Raw genomic sequence first — 24,967 nt, 5'->3', positions numbered from 1 at the left:
CACCACATCAATGCCTGCACATTGGACGAGGTCTTTCTTCCCCAGACTTCAAGCATGCTCGTTATTCCTTTCGCGGTTATTACGTATAAGGTTTTGCTGCAGCTCGTTAAGCGTTGCATCTACCTGCTCATTCAACTTACCAGTGCATTACTCACAAATTCAACGGCTACATGATGAACCACCATCTACCGTAAAAATGCAATACAAAACTTAATACGGTCTGTATGTGACGGTTACGTTAATGCCTTACTTCCTGAGTACGATGGATTCAGCGGCCTGGCGCACGGGCATACCGGAGTCGCTGTATCCGGAAGCGCTTGTGCCCGGCCAGCGGGAAATCGGCAGTCAGGCCGCAGCAAACATGTGGGGCAACGTCTATCCCCGTTCGGGGTTTGTCAGCCAGACCGATGATGACAAAGCCTCTGCCGTGGTGGCACAGCGCGTGGCAGACATTATCACCCGCGCCGGGCAGCCACATGTGTATCAGGTGCTTAAGGGCAACCGCCATGACGGGTACTGGCCACCGGGGGCGGTCACGGAAAACACCGGCACGCGCAATCACAAATGGCAGCGGCTTGCTCCCCACATGACACAGTCATGTGCCATGTTCCCGGACGGGAGCCACACCGCCGCGAGCGATAACAACGAAGCCTTTGCGCTCTGGCAGCCCTACAGCTGCTGCAAAAAGCGCGGGCAGACATTTCTGGGCAGCACTGATATCTGATGAGGAAAACCGTGAAAAAATCACCTTCATTTTCAGCCGTTCGCGTTAGCCTGCTGCTGACCGGCTCCCTGCTGACGGTTCTTCCGGCGGCACACGCAGCCGATGATGACAACACCATCCTCGGCATGTCCCTGCCGCAGGTGAACAACAGCGCCATCGGTTACGGCAAGTCAGTCGATGGTGCGGTGTCGGACAAACTGTTCTACACCCTCGGCGGCGGGTCGGTTATTTCCCAGCCGGCCACACGCGGGAATATGCAGAAGCTGGGTCTTAATACCGGCTGGAGCAGTGACATGATGTGCGGCAATTTCGACCTGAAAACCACCGTCGGCAACCAGCTCAACGGCGTGACGTCCGGTTTTAAAAACCTGATGGGCGATGTGATTCAGGGGGCCACGGGTGCGGTGGCCAGTCTGCCGGCGATGGTCATTCAGCGGGCCAACCCCGGTCTGTATGACATGCTCACCAACGGTGTGCTTCAGGCCAATGTGTCATTCGACAAGGCGCAGCTTAACTGCCAGAACATGGCGAAAAAGATGATGGACTTCAGCGACAGCAGTAACTGGACACAGCAGGCCATGATGGATGAATACAAGTCCATCGTGAACAGCGGCGACGCTGATGCGGTCCGGGTCGATGATGCAGGCAGGAACGCCACCGGCGCGTCGGGCAGCAACTGGATCGGCGGAGAAAAACGCGGCGGCGCGGGCCAGCCTGCCATCCGGGTTACCCATGACCTGATCGCTGCCGGCTATAACATGATGAACGGTCTGCCGGTTACGGCTAACTCAACGGTGGGCGAAAGCAGCTGTAACGGCGGCGCGTGCTCCAAATTTGGCAGCGCGGAAGAGGCGGCGGCCATGACCGTGAAGGTGCTGGGCGACAAATCCATGCGCACCTGTGCCAACGCCAGCGAATGCACCAGTGGTGATGCCGGGAACCAGCCCGGGACGACCGTAGCCGGCACCGGCTTTGCGCCCCTGCTGGAAGACGCAACCAAAGCCAACGCGGAACAACTGGTGAAACTGGTCAATGGCACGGAGAAGCCCACGGCGGAGAATCTGGCGAAGCTGAAAACCGGCGGGCTGCCGGTGACGGCAGGCGTGATTAAAGCCCTGCAGCGTGATCCGGATAATGCGGCCCTGACCGCCCGCCTTGCCGGCGAGCTGGCCATGTCCGACACAGTGGAAACGGCCCTGCTGATGCGCCGTATGATGGTCACCGGTATGTCAGAGCCCAATGCTGCCGCCCAGCCAAAAGCACTCGGTGCTGCCGGTGAGCGTATCGAGGCGCTGGATCGGGAAATCGCGGCGCTCAAAACCGAGATGGAGATGAAGCGCGAGCTGTCCCGTAACTCGGTGCTGACCATTATCGAGCGCGAAAACCAGCGTGTTGAAACCAACCCGCAGACCCAGGCGGATGACAATACCGACAGCCGCTTCAATCAGATGGCCACGCCGAAACAGGCCGAATGAGGGAACAGGCATGCACAATAAAATGACTGTCAGGAAAGTCCTGACCCGTGCCGGCATCTTTCTGGCCTGTATGGCGCTGTTCATGGTGGTTTCGCTGATAGTGGCGGACACCGCCATGAAACATCCGGGGGAGGCTGCTGCATTCCGGCACTGGATGCAGTCGACGCGTTACGGCTGGCTGATATGGCGACTGGCGCTGTATGCGCTGGTTGCCTGGGGCCTCTGGAAAATCCGGCATGCGCCGGGTTTCCGGGAGGAGTTCCGGCGGCCGCTGCTGCGCATCAGCGTGGTCAGTGTGCTTTTTATCGCGCTGTGTGAGTACGCGATGTTAACCGGTCCGGGAGTCTGACGATGACAACAAACAGCTATCTTGAGTATTTTCTCACGCTGCTCGGCTGGGTCATCAACAATGGCCTGTGGAACGTCCTGCTGGGGACCGGCCTTTTTGTCCTGCCGCTGGCGTTTAAGGTGGTGGGTATCTGGATGCGGGTTCGTGAAGAGGGGGAGGATGAAGGTAACAAGGGGATGCTGTCGCTGCCCCGTATTGAAAACGCGCTGTATGCCGGGTTCCTGGTGATGATTGCCTGCTGCGTGCCGCTGATCAACGTCAGCCTCAGCACGATGCAGTACGACACGACCCGGGCTAAAACCTGTGGCGTCTGGACCCCGAAAGCCCCAGATGAAAGCGGTTATGCCGGCGTGGTATCGAGTCTCAACGACCAGACGGCTGCGGCACCGGTGTGGTGGGTGCTGATTCATAAACTCTCTAAAGGGGTCACCCAGGCGGCCGTGGCGACCATCCCCTGCCGGCCGGACATGCGGCAAATCCGCTTTGAGGTGCAGCACACGCGCATCGATAACAAAGCGCTGGCGCAGGAGCTGCAGGACTTCACCAACGACTGTTACTCAGTTGCGCTCTATCTCTGGAAGCAGCAGGACCAGGGGCAGACAAAGGACAAAACTACGTTGCGTGATATCGAATGGATCGGCAGCAGTACCTTTCTGAGCCGGTACTATCCTTCGCTGCAGTCGAAACTGCCCCGGGCTGCGTTCCCGTGGAGTGACAGCCGGGACAGCGGCCGGCCCAACACCGGGAGAGGCGGTTATCCCACCTGCAGCGAGTGGTGGAGCAGTGCGGATACCGGTCTGAAAGCCCGCGTGAAAGACCAGGCTGACCCGGATATGTGGCTGCGTATCTCGGCCGCCATGAAAATGTCAGGCTTTAATGAGAGTGACTACCAGGAAGCCGTCATTCGTCGCCTGGTGAGCCCGGAAAGCCTGACGGTCTCACAGACCGGGCATGTGTATGCCGGCTATGGCGGCAACGCTGATTTTACCCTTGATAATGCCGCGGCGCGTGCGGCCTCTGTTGCCGGGGCCTCTCTGGGCAGTCTGGCCGCATTCCCGGCGTTCGATGCGATGCGGCAGGCGCTGCCGATGGTGCAGGCCATCCTGCTAATGGCAGTCTACGTCATGTTACCGCTGATCCTGGCGTTTGCGGCCTACGAGTTCAGGACCGTTATTACGCTGACCTTTGTGATGTTCGCCCTGAACTTCCTCACGTTCTGGTGGGAACTGGCCCGATGGCTGGACAGCTGGCTGTTAACTGCATTGTACAGTTCAGACACGCACAGCCGCTTTAATATGGCAGGGCTGCAGAACAGTACCGATGACCTGATTATGAATCTGGTTATGGGCACTATGTTTCTCGTACTACCTGCTGTTTGGTTAGGGGCATTATCATGGGCAGGGGTAAACGTCGCTGTAGCCTTGAGCAACGCAATCCAAAAAGGTACTGAGACAGCTCAGAATAGCGGAGGAAAATTAGGTGATGCAGCGGCTAATACGATAACCAGCAAAACTACGAGATAATAAAGAACGTCACGGCGGTGATGAGAGCCTCCGTGACTTCAATCCTCTCTTGGTGGTTGGTAAGGCGCATCGTATTGGCCATGACGAGCGCTTTCCATAACGTAGTCACTGCTGTCAGTTTTATCCGCAGTGCTGGATACCCCACCCTTCACAAAAGAAGTTGCTATAGCGAGGCCGCAAAAAAATAGCACCGAGGATACAATCATAAAACCGCCCAGAGTTAGAGCGATCACAGACAAAATAAGCAGCCCTGCAATTGGTAGGCGTCCTACCCATTTTGGCATATTACGGCTCATGGCCCAGCTAACACATCGGCGGTCAAGACGGAAAAATTGCCTTTTGATTTTCTTCCAACATTGGGCTAATGAATAACCCCGCTGCCAAGCTCGTTCATCTTGAGTCTGAAACATATATTTCTCCTATTTAAGGGAGTATACATCCGACTATAGCGGAATTTTTGAGCAATTACGAACATCCATGATATCTGACTGAGAACGCTGATTAATTCTTTAATACTCATCAGGTTACTGTTTTCAAGATAGTTACAGCTTGTCATCGTTGAAAATGCATTATTATACTGTATTTATAAACAGTATAAGTTGAGGGGGGCGAGTTATGCCAATACCTTAGAACAGACGATGTGTTGGGATAATAGTTTGCAGAAAAATTCAGCAAACACCCCGCTTTTGATGATGGCAGCGATCGCCAGACTTACAGGCAGCAATTCATCACTGGCATGCGTTCCGTTGTTTGGTGATGGGGTTTCATGTGGGTTCCCTTCTCCTGCTCAGGATTATGTCGAAAAGCGTCTTTCCCTTGATGACCTTTGTATTCGCTATCCGGAAAGCACCTACCTGGTGCGTGCAGAAGGTGACTCAATGCGTAACGCCGGCATCAGAGACGGAGATTTACTCATAGTTGAATGTATTCGTGAAGCTAAACACGGTGACACTGTTATCGCAGCTGTAGATGGAGAGTTTACCTGTAAGAGGCTACAACTACTGCCTTCACCAGCCCTGATGCCGGCTAACCCGGCATACTCAGCTATAGCACTGAATGACGATATTGAAACAGTTGTCTTCGGCGTGGTACGCCATCTTGTGCATTCATTCAAGTTCAGGGACGCTTAACAGTGTTTGCCCTGGTCGATGTTAACTCATTTTACGCTTCCTGCGAGACAGTTTTCAGACCCGATCTCCGTGGCAAACCTATGGTGGTGCTGTCTAATAACGATCTGAGTGGTGATAAGTGTTAGTTAGTTTCGTGCTTTTCAATTCTTCAGTTTTGAAGAATTGAATGGTCCGCTATGAGCGAGGTGCGGACGTGATGCTTAGAACAGAAATGACATTTCGGTTACCGAACAGACACAAAGGGCGCTGTTAACTAGGGAAGTTTCTGGTTTTTCCAATAAACCAATATGTTCTTGCAATAATAAAGTTACTAGTAAATACTAGAATTACTCAGTAATTGCTCGCTTTGGAGTAGATGATTATGGCAAAAGGTACTAAACCACGCAGCACTCTCCCAGCCAAACCGCTGCCAGCACCACCAGTGATCAAGGTTGAAAATTTGATGGCGAATCTCAATCTCGGGACCGGCGAACTGAGAGATTACACTATTACTCAAAAACCAGGTCATACCACTATTACTGCTACAACGACAGACGGACAGCACGTTCGTGTTGAAAAATATAATGGCAATAATGGGTTCTCCGAAGGCTCAATGTCAGTATTTGTGCCTGGGAGTATCGAAGAACGCCGGGATGAAGCCCGACGACTTAGAGATACGGGTCTCTCGCAAACGGCGATAGCTGACAGACTAGGTGTCTCTCAGAAAACAATCAGCAATGACCTGACAAAATAAAGTCAAAGCTTTGCGGTTCTGGCCGCCCCATTGGGGCGGTTTTTTTTGTTTTTGTAGCATATTTGGCAGCGTGTAAATAATGCTGGACAGGCGTAACGCACAGCAGCCATGCCCTAAATGACGGCTTTTGGAGTGCTTTCCTATCCACAATGGTAAAAAATAACTTTTATTGGGGCAGTTGGGGATGATTGATGTCCTCTCTTGGCACAGAGAGGACAGCTAACGGTCGAAGGTCCGTTGTGAGCGGAAGCGGAAGTACGCAGTTGTTCTGCAACAGATAAAAATTTTGTTAATGTGGCCGCCTGTTCTTTAACCTGGAGCAGGTCAAATGAACATTTTTTGACCTGCTCCAAGAACAAAACGCCGCAGTCAGATGCGATTCTGTGTGAGTTCTTTTTAAGGTATCTCATCCGAAAATCGTGCGTTGATCGCATCACGTTCATAACCCTGGGGTTGAGTCAGTATCTGGTATAGATCAGGACGTCGCCCGTGGATCCAGCGACGCCCGGTACTCATGGCAAGCAGGCTTAAATCCAGTTCAGCGCTAACCATTACATCTTCAGCAGCCCAGGTTTCATTAATGATCCTGCCATAGGGATCCAGGATCATGGCATTGCCTGTGCGGACCTCGTCGTCATCTGCGCCGACACCGTTACTAAAGATAAGAAATAACCCGTTGTCGTGCGCACGGGCAGGGAGCCAGCGCATCAGCCATTCCCGACCACTTTCCCCTTTAAATGCAGCAGTAATTTCTTCCTTTCGGGTTTTCCGTTCCGCCCAGAGTGTTAGCGGAATGGGTTTCATCGCATGAGGGCTACGGGAATCGGTACCGCCTGTCTGATGTGGCGCGAGAAGAATATCAGCACCCAGCAATGCCGTAGCACGCACGTTTTCCACGAGATTATTGTCCCAGCAAATCAGGATCCCTGCCTTTACTCCCCAGGGAGTATCAAAAACGGTAAACCTGTCACCGCTGCTGATAGCCGGATGCTCAAAGGCATGAAGTTTACGGTGCGTCTGCATTGAACCGTCCGGCATACAGGCAACGTAGGCATTATAAAGGCGGCCATCTTCAGCTCGCTCAATTAGCCCGGCACCAATAATCATTTGATGTTCTATCGCCAGAGTGCGAATTAATTTCAGGGAAGTACTGTTTGCAATCGGTTCTGCAAGCGCATGAACCTCCGCGGTAGTGAGTTTTGGTACGTGCCAGTAGCCGGTGATGCACATTTCCGGAAATGCGAGGATCTTCACCTCCTGAACAGCCGCCTGTTCAATAAATTTCTCCATTATCAGAAGATTATATTTTTTGTCATTTGCCTGATGCTGAAACTGTACGGTTGCAACTTTTAAGGACTTAAGCTCGTGCATGCTGTTTCTCCAGTTGTTGTTGAAACTGGATTACATAGGGTTTCCAATAACTGTATAATCAAAATATTTCCATTTTCGATAACCTTCTGGAATGAAAAAGTGAATATCCGATTGCTTCAGGCCTTTTCGATACTGGCTGAAAAAGGAAATTATGCCGACGCTGCACGCGAACTTTGTATTTCACAACCCGCTTTGACCAAGCAGATCAATCTTCTTGAGTCGATGGTGAAGGTGTCACTTTTTTCACGGGGCCGTCATGGCGCAACACTGACCGCCGGGGGCAAACGTCTGTTGCCAGAGGCTAAAAAAGTGCTCAGGCAAACCCAGTTATTTATGCAGCAGGCAGGGCGGGTATCAGCCGGTATTGAGGGGCATATAGAGGTAGGATTTGGCCTTTCAAGCTTTTATCTGGCACCACGCTGTATTGCTGAATTTCGCAAAGAGTATCCGGGAATTGAGATGTCATTGACGGATCTTCCCTCCTTCCTGCAATATGAACTTCTGCAAAAAGATGAGCTTCAGGTAGGCTTTGTCAGGGTACCTCCACCGATAGAGCTTGATTACCTGCCATTATTTACCGATCGGCTGGTTCTGATTGCACCCGCAACACGGTTGTTATCATTGTCTGCCGCTGACTGGCTAAAAAAATCCCCTTTGTTACGTCTTCATACTGAACGAGGCCAGGGTTTAGATATGCAGATAGATCGCTTTCTGCATGATAACGGCATTTTTATATCATCCACCCAGTTGGCTGATGATATACAAACTATTGTTGCGTTGGTGATCGCGGGTGCGGGTGTTGCCATTCTCCCCTATAGCGTTGTTCATATCGCCCCACCGGAACGGACTATTATTCCGCTAACAGGTAAGTCAGTAAGCTGGGAAATGGGTGTCGCCTGGAACGGAGATAAGGAGGATGTCACGCGGGATAATTTTATTGCCAGTATAAGAAAGAGTATTGCGGCAGAAAATAAGTGATCGGTCTGACAATTTCTCTCGGTCTGAAGCTGGGCAATGCTAATAATGGGCTGCGGGGAAAGACTGATACGCATTTTATTATGTCCGCTTCTAGCTCACAGCGGACGGTGACTGAGTATTCACCTATTTATAACTTGCTAACTAAAGCATCCCTCCGAGAACTAACACACAAAAAAGTTAGCAATTGAATTAATGTCTAAATCATGCACTTAAGCGCTACTAACTGTTAGTGGCATTCAGATACAATGATGGCTGCATAATAGCCCGCTCCTCAGCAGCAAAATCACTTGGGTTAAAAATGGGCGATTCCTGGTTCAAGGTTGGTCGTGAGGCTGAGAGAAAAGGAGTTGTAGCATTTTCAAGTAATTACAGCTTATATGCTGATATGTCAGACAGAGTGATGACTATTTTGCAGTTACTGACTCCGCGCGTGGAAATATACAGCATTGATGAGGCATTTTGTGATCTTCAAGGGGTGAGTAATCTGTTGTCGCTTGAAGAGTTTGGCCATCATATACGTACTCAGATTAAGCGAAGAACACATCTGACTGTGGGAGTGGGAATAGGCCCTACAAAAACGCTCGCCAAACTGGCTCAGTATGCAAGTAAGCGCTGGCCCGCAACGCGAGGTGTGGTAGATCTCAGTGACAGACAGCGTCAGCGTAAGTTAATGGCTTTAGTACCAGTTGAGGAGGTCTGGGGTATCGGACGGAAGCTGGGTAAAAAATTACAATTTATGGGCATTACCAATGCACTTCAGCTGGCTGAGTTGTCACCTTCATTCATTCGTAAACAGTTCTCAGTAGTTGTTGAGCGCACGGTCAGAGAGCTGAACGGCACTCCTTGCCTCGGTTTAGAAGAATTTACTGCCCCAAAAGAACAAATCATATGCTCCCGATCTTTTGGAGAAAAACCGTCTGACGAAGTCAGCCTGCATCAGGCCATTTGCGCTCATGCTGAACGTGCAGCAGAAAAACTCCGTGCAGAGCATCAATTTTGTAAACGGGTAGCAGTTTTCATTAGTACCAGCCCTTTCTCAGAAAAGGAGGTGTTTTATAAGAACCAGGCGGTAACAGAGCTTGCTGTACCCGCTCAGGATTCACGGGATATCATCAACGCGGCTATAAAGGCATTTGAAACGATATTTGTCCCAGGGCACCGTTATCAACGTGCTGGCGTGATGCTCACTGATTTCCGAAGCGCTGCTGCATCTCAATTGACCCTTTTTGATAACTTTCAGCCCCATCGAAACAGCGAAGAGCTGATGGCATTAATCGATAGCATTAATCACTCAGGCAAAGGTTCGGTCTGGTTTGCAGGGCAGGGCATTAAAAGTGATGCCACAGGCTGGAAGATGCGAAGAGAAAGACTTTCGCCTGCCTTTACAACCAGGCTGGATGACATCATCAAGGTGAGGTAGTTCTATTAATGTGCTCAACCGTCCACCCCGAATTATTGACTTTCATTGAACAATGCGTCAGGGTTTTACGGCTTGTTACATTGCGCAAAAGTTATTAAATTAAGGAGGAAAGTGAATATGAGGAGTGTCGGACTAGCCTTAATACTACCTGTTTTACTGACTGCCTGTAGTATGAGTGAGATAGCAGAAACAAATAAAAAAATTAGTGATGGTGCATCAGGGTTAATGAGCTCTTTAAGAGGGGATGGCTCAGATAATTCTTCTGAGGTCATGACTCCTCGTCAGTCAGAAAAAAAAGAATCCACTTCAAAAAGCTTCAAGATCCCTGTTGATGTTGATACGGCAGCGGCCAGAATAAAGCGAAAGTACAAGTTTTTATCCAACGATGAGTTAAGGTCGGTCAGAGAAAGGAATAACGACGGCGAGTGGGTAGCTGGCGCAATAACTGACAGCCATCAGGAATGGGATTCAATGCCCGGCAGCTATTATAAAATGGGCTCCGACTGGGGTGATTATGATGATCACCTTACTATTGAGCTCGAAAAAAATGGTTCAGGGAGCCGTCTTTTTGTAACATATAGCTCATCATCTCAAAAAAGACTGGCGAGTTCCGGATTGCAGGATTTAATAAAAAATATTAAAAGCTCTGCTGAAGGAAAATAATATTTATATGAGTGTGGATAAGGTGCGTCCACACTCGATATTTAATGGGGGCACTATGTTTAATCTTTTATCATTTCTCAGAAAAAAGAAAGTACATCGTCCTGTAGGATATAGTGACACGCTGGACTATGTTGCTAACTTTGAGCATGCTTTAAACTTTACGAAAAAATTAGGATTTAACGAAGGCACGATTAAAGATATAAATGAAAGGCCGCTTAATTTTGAAAATATGATGGAATATGTGTGCTTTGCAACGGGCTTGCGAGATTTCAAATCTTCCGCAGGACAATGTATTAAGTGGTGTCATTTTTTAAAACCTTATTTTGAAGATGCCTTAGGTTGCAGAATATGGACAACTGTTGGGCAAATATGGAAAGGTGATCAAAGTATTTATAACCCATCATATGATGAGTTTGAAAAATGGTCCAGTAAGGGATTTCAGCATGAGGACTTTCTGGACAGACCAGCTTTAAATCTCCATGCATGGTACACAACAGATACAGGTCATTTAATCGATATTTCTTATCTGAGTAGTATTGCTGGATTTTATTCTGATTGTCATGAATTTGCAGGGGGAGTGTTGGTAGGTAAGCCTGATGAAATTTTCCCTGGCCATCAGTACGTACCAATGATTCTGGGAGACAGAATCATTGAAAAAATTCAAAAAAATTCATTTATACCTTTCCTCGCTAATGATATTGAGGAGCTAAAATCAATTGCCATAGTGATTTATCCAGATCCTGATTCTAAATAACGCAAGATAGTTGACGGTTATTTGAGCCATTGCTAATATCCACTTTGCTTAGAAGTCGCTACGGCGACCATCCAAAACCCCAGTAACCTGAGAGGGGTGCCTTCGGGCGGTTACCAGCTAATGCTTCAGCGGTCTGAGAGAAGCGCCTTCGGGTGACTGCCAGCTAAAGTCCCGAAAACCTGAGAGGGACGCCTTTGGGCGGGAAACCCGTTTAACCTTTGAAAACGGGAACCAGAATCTGGTCAAGGTTACCGGTTGAGAATGACCGGCTATCACATCAATGATTCACGTCTTTATGGTGATGAATTGTCTAAAGGAGCTGAATCAGGCTCTGATCTTTCACTACGTTATGATTCTTTTCAGGGATACGCCCTGAGTTTCGTACGACTTTTGCATCGACGGATAAGGCCATTTGGTACATTTGGCCGCTTACGGCGTTGCATTAGGAGCACGAGGCTGCGCGGCGTCACTTGTGAAGTGGCGAAGACACTACCAAGTGACGCGCGCAGCGCATAACGTCTCAACCCACGTACGACGTGGTTTTCAACGTTTTACTACCATCTGACCAACATGTAGTCCGTGTCAGTACGGTATTAAACTCACTTTTACATCAACGTAAGCACGACGGAAGGCCGTCTGAACGTTCAACTATCAGTAAGGAGGAAATCGACTCGGTATCGATGGCGACACTACGAACAGTAGTGTTGGAGGCAGCTTGACGTAAGTCAGCTCTGCATAAGCAGCAAACAGATCAGAGATCTGGGGTGCCTCGCAAGAACTCAACAATTCGCCGCCCCGATGCACAGATACCAGTTGAGACGCAGGAAGCGCAAAAGCAACCGTGTCGTCGGGGATGAATTACTGGGGTACAGATCCGTCTGCTTATTTACAAGCCGAGGGACGTGTATCCCTGTGGAGATATAGGAATGTCCAGATTCAGTAAACAGCTGTGCAAACAACTTGTCACACTTGCTCGTCAGGGAAGGGGAAGTTATAAAACTGTGGCTGACCGCTCAAGAATTGCAGAACGTTTTTCTGAACGTCTGTCTGAACTGAATATTCAGATTAGGGACGTAAAACATATCAAAACTTCCCATATTGAAAAATATATTGAGAGCAGGAAGGCAGACAGTTTGTCTCTCAGGACGTTACAGAATGAGATGTCTGCTATCCGCTCTGTTTTATTATCAGCAGGAAGAAATAAACTGGCCGATCCCAATCATACCAGCCTGAGTAATCAGGCCCTGGGAATTTCTGGTGCTAACCGGGATGGCACTAAACTCCCTATTACAGATGAAAAACTTAATGCGGTTGTGAATTTTGCGCTTAAAAAAGATGAAGGTGTTGCGCTCGCGGTACAACTTTCAAGATACCTTGGGTTGAGAACAGAAGAAACCGTGCAGTCCGCAAAGTCGTTAAAAACATGGAAGCAGTCATTGATTAACAATAATGAGCGTGTCCGTGTTGTTTTCGGGACTAAAGGCGGGCGGCCGAGAGAAACAACAGTTTTCAATCGTGAAAAAGTTTTATCAATTCTTGATAAGGCAATTCATTATGTCAGTGAACATAACGGAAAACTGATTGATAAACCTTCTCTGCATACTGCAATAGATCGTTACCGAAATATTGTACGAGAGGCAGGGATGAATGGTAAAAATGCCCCGCATAGTTTGCGTTACGCTTATTCACGTGATGCTGTAAATCATCATATTAAAAATGGAATGAGCCGCGACGAAGCTGAAGCATTAGTATCGATGGATTTGGGGCATGGAGATGGCCGTGGTCGTTATATTAAACAAGTTTATTTTCGCGGTGAAACAGAATAAGTTGTTTCTTTACTGAATTTTCAGGACGTAGCGCCACAGCTCATTCAGGGCTGTGGCTTTTCTAAATTTCAATCCGTATCTTTACATGCTCGAATAACTGTCATGCGTGAAACGCCGGCGAGCCTTGCCGTTTCATTTATTGATTTTCCGTTTTTCTTGCGAAGCGTTCTAATTAACTCATGTTTTTCCTTATCTGCTAGCCTCCCCCTGTATTTCCCTTTTTCCCTGGCGGCTGTAATTCCTTCCATCTGCCTTCTGCGACGATCTTCATAATCTTTACGGGCGATAGCAGCTAACATGTCCAGCATCATATTATTCACTGCCCGGAGCATACTATGAGTAAAGTCATAAGCTGATGGTGTGGACAGGGCAATGTGACTTGTAGGCAAATCAAGGCTTATTAGGGGTCAGTTTGGATATCGGAAATTTTTGTACGTTAAGCGCATTATTTAACCAATCGCGCTACGCAACGAATTGATTCAGCACCTGCACCTATCGTTTTGAGCAACTAGACGAAAACCTTCGACAGTAATGGGTGAAGTGAACAGCCTGTTCTTCCTCTACCGCAGCCATCATCCCTCCAGCGCGTTAGCTAACAACACAATGTTTTCCTGCCGGATGACGGTTCTTACACGTTAACAACAACTGCTTGATCCTGAACTACACCAACGTCTTGTGTCATTTCGAGGAAGGGATACGAACCTGGAACACGATGGTCCGCGATACTTCAATCCGGAAGTTTACGCTGTTCTGAAAGAGTGGATTTTTCAACTTTAGATACGCGCTTATGTGACCCGCCGAATATAAGAATGTTGACTCTTGTATTCGACATATGCGGAGAAAGAGTGTTGATCTGCCTGAGTTTTATCTACGTCGTCACAGCATATCTAATGCAAATTTACCGAAATGAAGTCAGAGATTTAGCCAGTATCAACGAGTTTGCCTAGGGCTTTACCGGCATTGAGTGCGTCCTGTACAGACGACGCACTGATAAATCCTCGTAAAATCAATGCTCCAAACAGATTAAGGCATAAAAATTAAACTAAAGTGAAATAATTGTTGCTATCGATATGTTGTTATAACAACATGCCGATATAGCAATGAGCCATATGAAGCACAATGAGGTGAATCATGGAATATCATTTGTCAAACGGGCTGGGTCTGGCCGTGAAATTTCTAGATATGGGGGGGTGTGTGAAGTCCATTACATTTCCTGACCGTAATGGACAATTGGATAATGTGGTCCTTGGGTTTGGTACAGAAGAAGAATATCATCGCGACCACCCTTATTTTGGGGCTTTGGTTGGCCGGTTCAGTGGACGAATTGCTAGAGCAGCGTTTGAGCTTGAAGACGTTGTTTTCCAACTAGCCGCCAATAATGGAAAGAACCACATCGCTGGGGGCTTCCAAGGTTTCGATAAGAAACTCTGGGCTGTAGAAGTTCTTTCGCGCGCTTCTGCCAAATTGACCTATACCAGTCCTGCCGGGGAAGAAGGTTTTCCAGGCAAGCTCGACGTATCCGTAACTTATACCGTTACAAGCGATAATTGCTTCAGGCTTGATTATGAGGCAGTCACCGACGCGCCTACCGTCCTCAATCTTACAAATCATTCCTATTTCAATCTCGGTGGCGAGGGCAGTGGCTCAGTGGAGGGACACGTCCTGACAGTCGAGGCGGCGCAAGTCATTGAGGTAGATGATGAACTCATACCGACCGGTAAATTATTGAATGTTGAAGGTACCCCGCTTGATTTTAGGCAGCCTCATACTATAGGCGCAAGAATACGAAGCGGGCATTTACTCACGAAGTTCGCCAAAGGTTATGACTGCAGCTTCGTACTTGATGGTGGACCCGAATTGCGGCATGTGGCGCGCGCCTATGATCCAGTGAGTGGCCGTATCCTGGAAGTGGAAACTTCCGAACCAAGCTTGGCGTTCTACTCTGGAAATTTTCTTGATGGTTCAATTATTGGAACAAGCGGCAGGCAGTACCGACAAGGTGATGCTTTCACGCTTGAGCCACGACATCTGCCAGATTCTCCAAACCAGCCGAATTTTCCATCGACAGTATTGCGTCCGGGTGAAAAATATCGTGCTAGCACAGTCTATAGATTCTCAAACGATAGTAGGAAGGAAATTTGCTTTGAATAATCAATTAATTAAAAGCGGAATTCCGTTGGTTTACCAGCTCAGCGAAATTTTTCGTTTAAAGATCGCGTCCGGTGAGTTGCAGCCAAACGACCAATTTCCTACTGAAGAACAGATCTCAAAAACGTATGGCATCAGCCGAATGACTGTCCGGCTTGCACTGGCGAAACTCGTCAATGAGGGTTTCATCCGGAGACAGCAAGGTGTTGGTACTTTTGTAAACCCTAAAGGGTTGGTGCGCATTGATGAGGCTGTGTCTGTCACTCGCGACATGGCCGACGTCAAGAGCACTACGAACATCCTTGAAGCAGCCGGAAAAATCGTTGGTACAAAAGTAGTCGCTTTCGCTATTGAGAAACCTTCTGCACGGATTGCAGAACAGCTAGACATATCCGAGAACGAGCCAGTATTTCATTTCGAGCGTGTGCGTCTCGCCAACGGTACACCTGTCGTACTCGAAAAGATTTGGGTTCCTCAAAGGGTTTGCCCGACGCTTTCACAGGATGATGTGGAGGGCTCCGTATACCGTGTGCTCGCTGATAAATTCAATCTGAATATCACGGCGGCACATCAGGCGCTGCGCGCGGAAATTGCGGACGAACATCTCGCCCCCATACTCGGGGTAAACACAGGTTCTCCTGTGATGCGAGTTGCAGGCGTAAGTTATACGGATTCAGGCACTCCTATTGAAGTCGAGGACTCCTGGTTCCGGTCTGACATGATGGAATTTATCATCGAGCTCGGAAGTCTATCCACCTACGCTCGTTTGATCGAAGACTAAACCACTCACGATTTATAACTTGATGAGGTTTGCGATGCTGAAATCGTCACAGAAACTAGCGGTCGAAATTGGGGGGACGTTCACGGACATTATCTTGTTTGAAGATGATGGACAGCAGCCCAAACTCAAAACGCTGAAGGTACCATCCACACCACGTCAACCTGAGAAGGGAGTCCTTGCAGGTGTCGACAAGCTGGATATAGCTTGGGGCGACATGCATGACGTGTTGCATGGTTCGACTGTTGCAACGAATGCTGTGCTGGAGCGTAAGGGTGTACCCACAGCTCTGATCGTGACACGCGGTTTCCAGGATATCCTTGAAATCCAACGTGGCGACAAGACGAATATCTACGACATCTTATATCAGCGTTCGCAGCCCGTCGTTCCACGCGAATGGGTGATGTCGGTCACCGAACGGTTAGATGTCCGTGGCGAGGTTTTGACTCCGCTTGCCGAAGAGGAGGTTCGAGATATCGTTCCACGTCTTTTGGAAGGCGGCATCAAAGCAGTGGCAATCTGCTTCCTTCACAGTTATCAGAACCCAGCTCATGAAGATCGGGTCAGGGCAATCATCGAAGAGATGGCACCTGAAATGCTTGTACTCACGTCATCTGAACTGTTGCCTCAGTTTCGTGAATACGAGAGGGCAAGCACTGCGTCGATGAGCGCGTATATATCCCCCATCATGTCGCATTATGTCGGTCAGCTGACAGAAAAGCTACAGGAACGTGGATTTGGTGGCAGTTTATTCATCACCCAGTCAAATGGAGGCGTCCTGCCGGCAAACGCGATCCGTCGTGAGGTCGTCAGAACATTGCTGTCTGGACCAGCAGCGGGCGTTACCGGTGCCATCTACGCAGCCGAGCGCGCTGGCATCAAAAACATCATTACTTTCGACATGGGTGGTACTAGTACCGATGTCTGCCTGATCAACGACGGCCAGCCCCTGATCACCACGGAAAATCAGCTCAACAATCTTCCCGTGGCCGTACCGATGATAGATATTGCGACCGTGGGTGCTGGCGGCGGAAGCATCGCTGCACTCGATCGACATGGCATGTTGCATGTCGGCCCCGAAAGCGCAGGTGCCGATCCTGGCCCAGCCTGCTACGGGCATGGGGGAACCTATGCAACGGTGACTGATGCCAATGTCACACGTGGCATCATCCGTCCTAAGACCTTCGCCGGCGGAAACTTTAAGCTCGATTCTGAAGCTAGCCACACCGTTATCGAACGGCTGGGTAAGGATCTTGGTATGTCTCGTGCTCAAGCGGCTGAAGCGATTACCAGCATCGTTGAAGCAAACATGACACAGGCCATTCGTCTGGTGTCGACGCAACGTGGATATGACCCGCGAGACTACGTACTGGTAGCGTATGGTGGCGCGGGACCAATCCATGCCGCATCCGTTGCGAACGAACTCGGAATTACGCGCGTTCTCGTTCCTCCCCACGCTGGTGTGTTGTCGGCGTTCGGACTGCTGGTCGCCGACATCGCTCGCGATTATGTGCAGACAGATGTCTCACTCGCATCTGACCTCACGCCTCAGGATTTCCAGACCAAGATCGACGCACTGGCGGAGAAAGCGCGGAAAGAATTTGACGCTCACGGGTTTGGCGCAACTGAACTTAAGATCTTTGCTGGTCTGGACGTTCGCTACGAAGGGCAGGCCTTTGAGCTAGCCATCTCGATCGACCCGCAGACTGTGACATCCGAGCTCGTGACTGCCCGCCTGCACGAGGCCCACCAGAAACGATATGGCTTTGCGTTTGAGGGCGAAAGTGCTGAGGTTGTCAATTATCGCCTCAAGGTGGTCATCCCACGCAAAACAAAGGACGTCTCAGCGCATATCAACCGGACGACACCTGTCTCTACAGATACTGGTTCCGTTCTCCTGCGTGGCGAAGAATGTACGACCGTTTTCTGCAAAAGCGAAACGATGACACTGGAAACCACGATTGCCGGCCCGGCCGTTCTCGAAGCGGATACATCCACATGCTTCGTCCCAGAAAGTTGGAACGCAAGCCTGCTCGAAAGCGGCAGCGTTCTTCTTGAGAGGAATAACTGATGACTATTGTCGATACCGTCACATTCAACATCTTCACCAACAGCGTTCAGGCGATTGCTCAGGAGATGAGCAACGATTTCATCCGCACAGCCTACTCCACGGTCATCCGTGAGGCTGCGGACTGCTCGACCTGCCTTGTCGACCGGCAGGGACGCGTTCTGGCGCAATCGCAGAACATTCCTCTCCACCTTAATTCTGTGAGTCCAGCTGTTCAGGGCGCACTAGCCAAGACAGATGTTTCCAAACTGACCGAGGACGACGTAATTATCCTCAATGATGCCTATAATGGCGGTCAGCATCTGTCCGATGTGTACTTGTTTTCGCCTATTATCTACGAGGGAACCCTAATCGGGTTCTCCGGTTCAGTAGGGCATCACGTCGATCTTGGCCACTCTCCTGGCTACAATATTTATGCTCGGGATGTCTTCGAAGAGCGCATGCGCTTTACTCCTATGGTCTTTTCTCTTTCAAGGGATTGGAATGGCGGCATCCTCGAACAACTGATCCGTGCGAATGTCCGTATTCCTCGCGATACGATCGGGGATCTCAATGCCCAGCTGACGGCCAACGAAACCGGACGTCGCCGCGTGAAGGAGTTAATTGGACGCTATTCGGTCGACATCGTGATTGCAGCTTCCGACCAACTTCTCGACTACGCTGAATCCTTCATGCGTGATGCGATCAGCGAGGTGCCGGATGGTGTGTACCGAGGCGTCGACTATATCGACACCGACGGACTCGACAAAACAAACCTGGAAGTGCATGTCGCGGTCACTGTAAAAGGTGACACCCTGCATCTGGACTTCGAGGGAACATCCCCTCAGGTCAAGACCGCTATTAACTGCCCACGTGCCTCGACCATTTCGTCGGCATATTCAGCACTTAAGATGTTGTTAACGAAGCCGTCAATCCCACTGAACGATGGCTCATATCGTCCCATCAGCATCTCCGCCCCGGAAGGCAGTTTGGTCAATCCTATTCCGTTCGCGCCTGTCGAGGGCCGTAACGTCGTGGTTATGCGTGTCTTCCAATCGATCCTTCTGGCACTTTCCAAAGCTCTTCCGGATCGCATTCCAGCGCCGGGCTACGATACCCGTACTGAAGTCGATCTTCACTGGCAGGGCGCGCGCACTTATCACGCCATCAGCGAGCAACTCGGTGGTGGCTATGGTGCAGGCCCCGCGAATGATGGTGCCGACCAGCTCGACGATCCGCTAGGCAACTGCCGCAATACTCCGGTGGAAGCTTTGGAGCTTTCGCAGTCGTTCTTCCGCGTTGAGCGCTACGAGCTGAGACCTGATTCAGGTGGGGCGGGTCGTTTCCGTGGCGGCCTGGGGGCTATCCGGACATACCGCTTCCTTCAGGACGGAGTACACATGAGTGTCTATTCCGATCGTTTTGTGAATAAGGCGCCCGGCGTTCAAGGTGGTGCAGACGGCACGAACGCGTACATCAAAGTCACTCGCAAGGACGGCAGCGAGGAGCAGCTTCCTCCTAAAGGTGCCGCAATCCTCAATGCGGGAGACGAGCTTGAAGTGGCAATCGGTGGGGGAGCTGGCTATGGAGATCCAGCAACGCGCGATCGCGAGTCGGTCGAAGCTGACTTGAAGTCAGGCAAAGTTACGTCTGTCTCACTTGCTGCTTACGGCTCAGGAGCTCGCGAAAATGCTTGATCTCATCAATGACATCCGTAGCCAGCCGGGTACGCTGATTGAAAATTCAGACCTGCTGAACCATGCCTACGAGGAAGCGGCAGAGTGGACGAACGGTGGAAAGGGCGTCGTCATCACTGGAATGGCGACATCTCTCTGGGCTTGGCATTCCGGGGGAATAATTCTGGACGCTGCCAAGGTTGGCCATTCCATCGTGGATACCAGCGAATACCATCGCTATGGTACGGCTGATACAGACCGGTCTCCGCTCATAGTCACCAGCCGCTCTGGAGAGTCCGCCGAGATCTTGAACCTTTTGGGCGCTGTAGAGGCGGACCGTCAGATTATTGGGATCACAGGTGATGCAAGCAGCACTCTTGGAAGAAGGGCTACCCGTGTTCTCGAGTTCAAGGCTGCCGAGGAGGCATTTTACAATACGTCATCCTTCACGACGACTCTTTGCCTGGCGACCGCTATCGCAGCGGGAATTGCCGGCAGGCGTGATCTGGCAGTTAAAAGCTGGCTGAAAGATCTCTCCGAGAAAGTCGGAATTGTCACCGAGCGGGAGCAGGGAGCTTTTGCAAAGGCAGGGGCAATCATCGCTGAATCACGCATCGCTCTAATTTCTGCTAGGGGCCACCTCATCGGTGTCGCACAGCAGGCGTCTCTGGATTTGCAAGAGGGGCCTCGTATTGGTGCCATTCCCATTCCCGGCGGCCTTCTGAGGCACGGTCCGATGGAACTTCTAAGTCTGTCTGACAGCGTCCTCGTCATCCTCATACCACGGGATCATATGACTGACGTTATGGTCCGAGCTACTTCAGATATTTTGGGCTTCGGAGCCAGAATCGTGGCTATTGCTGCGGATGGTATCGAACTGCCTGGAGAAGCCGAAGTCATCCGTGTTCCTGAGACGATTCCGGAACTAACGCCTGCTGTTTTCGCCGCTGCCCTACAGAGGCTAAATGTGTCGATTGGCCAGGCGTTAAATATGGAAAAGATCGAACCTTCCCTGATTCCAAAAGTTACGAGGGTGGAATGAGAGCAGCCATTTTAGCTATCGGTGACATTACCGTAGACCAGATATTTGGCCCTCTTCGTGAATTGCCAGCGTGGGGCCAAGAGACAGAAGTCGGATCGATGGAAGTCCGACTGGGCGGCAATATCGGAAACTTCGTGCTCGCGGCAAAAACTCTGGATATTGATGTCGAATGCCTCGGTCCGATCGGAAACGATAGTAATGGGCGGTTGGTGACAAGCGAACTTGCGATGCAAGGGGTTAATACAAGTTCGCTCGACATTCGTGAGGATGCTGCGACGAGCGTAACAACGGCACTTGTTCGGGAAGACGGTGAACGCCTGTTTATTACACTCCCGGGCGCACTCACAAAACTTGGTGACATGCTGGAGCGTTGCGTCTTTCCTCCAGCTGCCTACGCAATTTTTTCTGGCTGGTGTCAGCCGCCACGCGTTTGCATGCAAACACTGCTGAACGCCTTTGAAAAATTGCAGGCAGCTGGCACTAAAGTCGCCATGGACTTAGCTTGGTCTGAAGCAAGCTGGGCCGTCCGCGATGACGTACTGAAAATACTGGCTCATGTCGATATAGCTCTGATGAACGCCGATGAGGCTAGAGCTCTTACTGGCGAAAGTGACCTCGGCCAGGCGATTGAGACGCTTTACGGTCAGCTTCAGCACGGCACGATTCTTGTTGTGAAAAATAGCGTACATGGCGCCATCGTTCGGGAAGGCGAAAGCCCTACCGTGAGCGTGCCAGCAGCCAAGATCGATGTCCCAGTTCAGGCGGTCGGAGCCGGAGATTGTTTCAACGCCGGGTTCATTCACGGCCTCCTCATGCAGAAATTTGATGCAGTCGCAGCAGCAGGATTCGGTTGCGATTTCGCGACGTGGATGCTGGTTCATGGACGAGACGCGAATTTTGAATTATCCGAGGTCACACGACTTCGGATCCGGACCGTCGAACACTTGCTTGGAGAACAACCATGATGAAGGAGATGCGGCTCGAGTCCGTGAAGATTGCCTATGGGGCCAAAACGGTCCTAGACAATATTAATTTGACGGTAAAAGGCGGGGAGATTATATGCCTGATCGGCGCAAGCGGGTGCGGTAAATCTACTTTGCTGAATGCAGTTGCTGGTCTAGTTCCACCGCGTTCTGGATCTATCATGCTCAATGGTAAGCCCGTTGTCGGGCCTTCTGCAGACCGTGTCATGGTGTTCCAGGACGACGCAGTTTTCCCTTGGATGACTGTGCGGGAGAACGTTGAGTTCGGCCTAAAGGTAAAGAAAATTGCTCCGGCTGAAAGACAGCGCATCGTCGATGAGAAACTCCGAACTGTCGAGCTCTCACATGCCGCAGAACAGTATCCGCGCGAACTTTCTGGAGGGATGCGCAAAAGGGTCGATCTAGCGCGCGCACTCGCGGCCAGTCCTCAGATGATCCTGATGGACGAACCGTATGGTGCCTTAGACGCAATGACCAAAGAACGTCTTCAAATTCAGTTTTTGAAAGTTTGTGAAGAGACGAGCGCGACAGCTTTGTTTGTCACGCACGATATCGAGGAAGCTCTTTTCCTTGGCAGCCGCATCGTCGTTCTCGGGAGAAATCCCGGTCATATCGCACATATCATTGATGTGCCATTTGGAGAACACCGATCCATTAACCTGAAACGCTCCCCGGAATTTCAGCAGCTTCGCGGCGAAGTCTCCGATCTCATTGTCTGATAGATGTTTTATGCCCAAAAAAGGGAACATATATGACGACCATCACAACGGAAGCACCTTCTGGAAAGATAGCTCAAAGAAACAAGTTCATTCGCCAGCTTTTGGTCCCTGTTATCATGATAGGGCTTTGGTTCGGCGTCACATGGAATGGTGCGATAGACCCGATTTTCCTGCCGTCGCCGGTTGACGTTTGGAACTCCTTTGTTTCATTAGCCCCACTGTTGCCAGAAAGCCTGTTGGCAAGCATTGTGATGACACTTGGAGGTTTCATTGGGGGGAGTATTCTCGGTCTCGCCATGGGACTGGCGATGGCATACAGCCGATTGGCCAGAGAAATCTTCGGTGGGGTACTGGAATTTTTCCGTCCGATTCCGATCTTCGCGCTAATACCGCTTTTCATTCTATGGTTTGGACTTGGAACGACTCCTCAGGTTGTCCTGATCGTCCTTGGAACATCGCTTGTAATTGGCGTCTCAACGATCGAAGCCATCAAGAATGTCCCGGCTGTCTATATTAGAGCTGGCCTCGTGCTGGGATCTGGCCGCTGGACAATCTACCGGTCGATCATTCTTCCTGCGATATTTCCTCATCTGCTCGGTGCAGTCAGAGTCGCAGCTGCGTCTTCATGGGGATTGGATGTTGCGGCTGAATACATTGGTGCGCAGGTGGGCCTCGGTCATCTTATGATCATTCGCGTCCAATACCTCGATACGGCAGGTATCCTTGTGATCGTAGCTATCTATTGCCTGCTTGCCATCATACTCGACAAAATCGTTGTTGCAGTCGAGCGACCTCTTACGCGTTGGACAGAGAAGAGCGCTGGCAAAGGTGTCGTTGGTTCGATTACCGGCGCTGACTGAAAATTTCTGAGTGTTTTTAGCAACACCAATAACAAAGAGCCATGTCTAAAACCAATAAGAACAGCCAGAGGTGAGAATATGTTCAATCTTCGACAGTTCGTGAATGCAGTAGTGACTTCTATCGCCATCCTTTCGAGCACAATGATTGTCTCGGCCAACGCCAATGAACTGGTTACGGTCAAAGTTGGTATTACACCTTACTTCGACTATATGCCCTGGGTTATTGCCAAAGAAAAAGGCTTCGACAAGGATCTTGGCATCAACCTTGACCTCGTAACGATCACAAATACAGCCGGCGGGGTAGCCGCTATGCGCCAAGGCAGCCTTGACGTTGTCTCGTCATGCCACGTTTGTGACTTCCCGTTATATAAGTCGGTTCCGTCACTTCGAAGCTTTCTGATAACAGATCAGTTCAAGGGCTTCATCATCGTTGGTCGTAAGGGTGCTGAAACCTTTGCCGATCTTGAACAGAAAATCGGCGCGGAGAAGGCAAAGGAGCAAATCTTAAAGGGCTTTAAAGGGAAGTCATTCCCGACGGTTCTTTCGACATATCGCCAGTTGCTGAGCTCAGCTCTTGGGCAAGTCGGGATGACTATATCGGATATCAACGTTGTTGAATCCGGTGATGATGCCCAAGCCGCTCTCGCTTTCCAAAGGGGCACGGGCGACTACTATATGGGCAGCCTCCCGCAGGAGACGAAACTACTTTCAATGCCTGACAAGTATGTTAATGTCGGCGGGTCAGAGATCCTTGGTCCAGCCGGGCTATGGTACTCGACTATGGTTTCCACACAGGGCTGGCTAGAAAAGAACGACGAGACCGCGTTGAAGCTCGCCGCTATTTGGTATCGCGTTTCTCGCTATGCTAATGAGCGTTTTGATGCAATTGCTCCGGATTGGGTAAGAGCCACAAATGAAAGAGCAGCTGCATCTTTCACGGTCGACGAGCTGAAGACAACTTTCTCGCTTATGGCTTTCCCTTCGCTCCAAAGCTCCAAGGAAACGATCTTCAACAAGGACTCGTATCTTTATTGGGAGCGCTCCGTCGACTTTTACAAGAATCATAATGCAGACCAGCTTCCACACGGTGTCGACCCCTCGAAAAATGACGTTGAGGAGGCTTACTTCAACAAGCTTTCCGCGAACCAGAAGCTAATTGACTGGATCAATGCTCCCTTGAACTAATTCATAATTGAAAAAGGCGCCGACAAGTTTGGACGGCGCTCCTTTCTTACACGTGCTGCAACTTATTACGGAGTTAATCATGCTGCCGATGAGACTATATTGCATGACTGGTGGAATCCTGCATTTCGATCAGGGTGTATTTACTCACACGCTTGAAATGGGTGAGCGGATGCAAGCGCCCACACCAATTTTTTTGATTGACCATCCAAAAGGCAAGATCTTATTCGAAACAGGTCTCCACCCTAGGGCGGCAATAGATCCCGTCGGCCAATGGGGTCAGGAGCGTGGAGTTGCCCCCGCTAAAACGGACACGGTTAATTTATAACTAGCAGCGAACTTCTGTACTCTGGGGGCAGTTTGGATATCGAAAATTATTGTACTATAAGGGCTTCCCCGGCATGTCAAAGCCGGTATTTATGGTTTCTGTCTGCTCTTCAGTAAAAATAAAGGGGAGAGACTGCGGTACTATAAACGGCCATGATGAATCGTCACCGATTCGGGCCCTGATGAAAGACGCGCGTGAGGTTCTTGTTCGTTAAGCGGATACGTATATCCTGTACAATAGCCAGATAGGCCTCACGGG

Annotated in this window: 22 protein-coding genes and 3 pseudogenes; 22 read left to right on the top strand and 3 right to left on the bottom strand. The window is 50.1% G+C overall.

What is annotated here, in order from left to right; translation table 11 throughout:
* Positions 1-238 precede the first annotated feature (238 nt).
* From GS12_RS20690 to GS12_RS20675, 4 genes and pseudogenes are all read left to right on the top strand, one after another.
* Positions 239-724 (top strand): annotated as a pseudogene (locus GS12_RS20690) (TIGR03756 family integrating conjugative element protein); the annotation flags it as partial.
* The gene (locus tag GS12_RS20685; RefSeq protein ID WP_033763876.1) at positions 724-2,199 is read left to right on the top strand and encodes an integrating conjugative element protein; all 1,476 of its coding nucleotides are present in this window, start codon (positions 724-726) and stop codon (positions 2,197-2,199) included. The pseudogene GS12_RS20690 and the gene GS12_RS20685, both read left to right, overlap by 1 nt.
* A 10-nt stretch (positions 2,200-2,209) precedes the next feature.
* On the top strand, positions 2,210-2,548 hold the full coding sequence (locus GS12_RS20680) for a hypothetical protein (protein WP_031593006.1): 339 nt from the start codon (positions 2,210-2,212) through the stop codon (positions 2,546-2,548).
* A gap of 2 nt (positions 2,549-2,550) precedes the next feature.
* On the top strand, positions 2,551-4,071 hold the full coding sequence (locus GS12_RS20675; protein ID WP_031593008.1) for a conjugal transfer protein TraG N-terminal domain-containing protein: 1,521 nt from the start codon (positions 2,551-2,553) through the stop codon (positions 4,069-4,071).
* 38 nt (positions 4,072-4,109) lie between these two features.
* On the opposite strand, the gene GS12_RS24430 is transcribed toward GS12_RS20675, so the two are convergent.
* A complete protein-coding gene (locus GS12_RS24430) occupies positions 4,110-4,481 on the bottom strand; it encodes a hypothetical protein (protein ID WP_152601457.1) in 372 nt (123 codons plus the stop codon).
* Positions 4,482-4,727: 246 nt separating this feature from the next.
* Here GS12_RS24430 and umuD point away from each other — a divergent pair, with 246 nt between their 5' ends.
* The 3 genes and pseudogenes from umuD (at position 4,728) to GS12_RS24425 (ending at position 5,934) form a co-directional block, all read left to right on the top strand.
* Positions 4,728-5,201, top strand: coding sequence for a translesion error-prone DNA polymerase V autoproteolytic subunit (umuD, locus tag GS12_RS20670; RefSeq protein ID WP_405083310.1), 474 nt, complete (start codon positions 4,728-4,730; stop codon positions 5,199-5,201).
* Positions 5,202-5,203: 2 nt separating this feature from the next.
* A pseudogene (locus GS12_RS23660) lies at positions 5,204-5,305 on the top strand (Y-family DNA polymerase); the annotation flags it as partial.
* Between the two features lie 257 nt (positions 5,306-5,562).
* Positions 5,563-5,934, top strand: coding sequence for a helix-turn-helix domain-containing protein (locus GS12_RS24425; RefSeq protein ID WP_160279928.1), 372 nt, complete (start codon positions 5,563-5,565; stop codon positions 5,932-5,934).
* Positions 5,935-6,330: 396 nt separating this feature from the next.
* Here GS12_RS24425 and GS12_RS20665 read toward each other — a convergent pair whose 3' ends face one another.
* Positions 6,331-7,305 (bottom strand): nitrilase family protein, encoded by a 975-nt coding sequence (locus tag GS12_RS20665; protein ID WP_031593010.1) that lies wholly within the window; start codon positions 7,303-7,305, stop codon positions 6,331-6,333.
* Positions 7,306-7,404: 99 nt separating this feature from the next.
* Here GS12_RS20665 and GS12_RS20660 point away from each other — a divergent pair, with 99 nt between their 5' ends.
* The 5 genes from GS12_RS20660 to GS12_RS20640 all read left to right on the top strand — a co-directional run bounded on the left by GS12_RS20660 (position 7,405) and on the right by GS12_RS20640 (position 12,946).
* On the top strand, positions 7,405-8,283 hold the full coding sequence (locus GS12_RS20660) for a LysR family transcriptional regulator (RefSeq protein WP_031593011.1): 879 nt from the start codon (positions 7,405-7,407) through the stop codon (positions 8,281-8,283).
* Between the two features lie 229 nt (positions 8,284-8,512).
* A complete protein-coding gene (umuC, locus tag GS12_RS20655) occupies positions 8,513-9,703 on the top strand; it encodes a translesion error-prone DNA polymerase V subunit UmuC (protein ID WP_080707918.1) in 1,191 nt (396 codons plus the stop codon).
* A gap of 117 nt (positions 9,704-9,820) precedes the next feature.
* Positions 9,821-10,366, top strand: coding sequence for a hypothetical protein (locus tag GS12_RS20650; protein ID WP_031593013.1), 546 nt, complete (start codon positions 9,821-9,823; stop codon positions 10,364-10,366).
* A 55-nt stretch (positions 10,367-10,421) separates the two neighbouring features.
* A complete protein-coding gene (locus GS12_RS20645; protein ID WP_152551384.1) occupies positions 10,422-11,120 on the top strand; it encodes a hypothetical protein in 699 nt (232 codons plus the stop codon).
* Between the two features lie 926 nt (positions 11,121-12,046).
* Positions 12,047-12,946 carry an integrase domain-containing protein gene (locus GS12_RS20640; RefSeq protein WP_006786007.1) on the top strand — a complete coding sequence of 300 codons (900 nt, stop codon included), beginning with the start codon at positions 12,047-12,049 and terminating at the stop codon, positions 12,944-12,946.
* Positions 12,947-13,014: 68 nt separating this feature from the next.
* Here the strand turns inward: GS12_RS20640 and GS12_RS20635 are convergent.
* Positions 13,015-13,350 (bottom strand): annotated as a pseudogene (locus tag GS12_RS20635) (recombinase family protein); the annotation flags it as partial.
* Positions 13,351-14,077: 727 nt separating this feature from the next.
* Between GS12_RS20635 and GS12_RS20630 the strand changes: the two are divergent.
* The 10 genes from GS12_RS20630 (at position 14,078) to GS12_RS20585 (ending at position 24,709) form a co-directional block, all read left to right on the top strand.
* Positions 14,078-15,097, top strand: coding sequence for an aldose epimerase family protein (locus GS12_RS20630; protein WP_050491351.1), 1,020 nt, complete (start codon positions 14,078-14,080; stop codon positions 15,095-15,097).
* Entirely contained in the window at positions 15,090-15,875 is a 786-nt protein-coding gene (locus GS12_RS20625) for a GntR family transcriptional regulator (RefSeq protein WP_031593018.1), read from the top strand. Before GS12_RS20630 ends, GS12_RS20625 begins: the two co-directional genes overlap by 8 nt.
* Before the next feature lie 22 nt (positions 15,876-15,897).
* The gene (locus GS12_RS20620; RefSeq protein WP_080707921.1) at positions 15,898-17,943 is read left to right on the top strand and encodes a hydantoinase/oxoprolinase family protein; all 2,046 of its coding nucleotides are present in this window, start codon (positions 15,898-15,900) and stop codon (positions 17,941-17,943) included.
* Positions 17,943-19,616, top strand: a complete 1,674-nt coding sequence (locus GS12_RS20615) for a hydantoinase B/oxoprolinase family protein (protein ID WP_031593020.1) — start codon at positions 17,943-17,945, stop codon at positions 19,614-19,616. Before GS12_RS20620 ends, GS12_RS20615 begins: the two co-directional genes overlap by 1 nt.
* Positions 19,609-20,637, top strand: coding sequence for an SIS domain-containing protein (locus tag GS12_RS20610; protein WP_031593021.1), 1,029 nt, complete (start codon positions 19,609-19,611; stop codon positions 20,635-20,637). Before GS12_RS20615 ends, GS12_RS20610 begins: the two co-directional genes overlap by 8 nt.
* Positions 20,634-21,602, top strand: a complete 969-nt coding sequence (locus GS12_RS20605; protein ID WP_031593022.1) for a carbohydrate kinase family protein — start codon at positions 20,634-20,636, stop codon at positions 21,600-21,602. The genes GS12_RS20610 and GS12_RS20605 overlap by 4 nt, the downstream gene beginning before the upstream one ends.
* The gene (locus tag GS12_RS20600) at positions 21,599-22,339 is read left to right on the top strand and encodes an ABC transporter ATP-binding protein (RefSeq protein ID WP_033763886.1); all 741 of its coding nucleotides are present in this window, start codon (positions 21,599-21,601) and stop codon (positions 22,337-22,339) included. Before GS12_RS20605 ends, GS12_RS20600 begins: the two co-directional genes overlap by 4 nt.
* A 32-nt stretch (positions 22,340-22,371) precedes the next feature.
* The gene (locus GS12_RS20595) at positions 22,372-23,199 is read left to right on the top strand and encodes an ABC transporter permease (RefSeq protein ID WP_050491352.1); all 828 of its coding nucleotides are present in this window, start codon (positions 22,372-22,374) and stop codon (positions 23,197-23,199) included.
* Positions 23,200-23,277: 78 nt separating this feature from the next.
* Complete coding sequence (locus GS12_RS20590; protein ID WP_031593027.1) at positions 23,278-24,384, top strand: ABC transporter substrate-binding protein; 1,107 nt, start codon at positions 23,278-23,280, stop codon at positions 24,382-24,384.
* A gap of 79 nt (positions 24,385-24,463) precedes the next feature.
* Positions 24,464-24,709, top strand: a complete 246-nt coding sequence (locus GS12_RS20585) for an MBL fold metallo-hydrolase (protein ID WP_031593028.1) — start codon at positions 24,464-24,466, stop codon at positions 24,707-24,709.
* Positions 24,710-24,967: the final 258 nt, after the last annotated feature.

The organism is Erwinia oleae, assembly GCF_000770305.1.
Taxonomy (GTDB): domain Bacteria; phylum Pseudomonadota; class Gammaproteobacteria; order Enterobacterales; family Enterobacteriaceae; genus Erwinia; species Erwinia oleae.
Note: the sequence above shows the minus strand (reverse complement) of the source record. Positions and strands in the feature narration are given on the sequence as shown.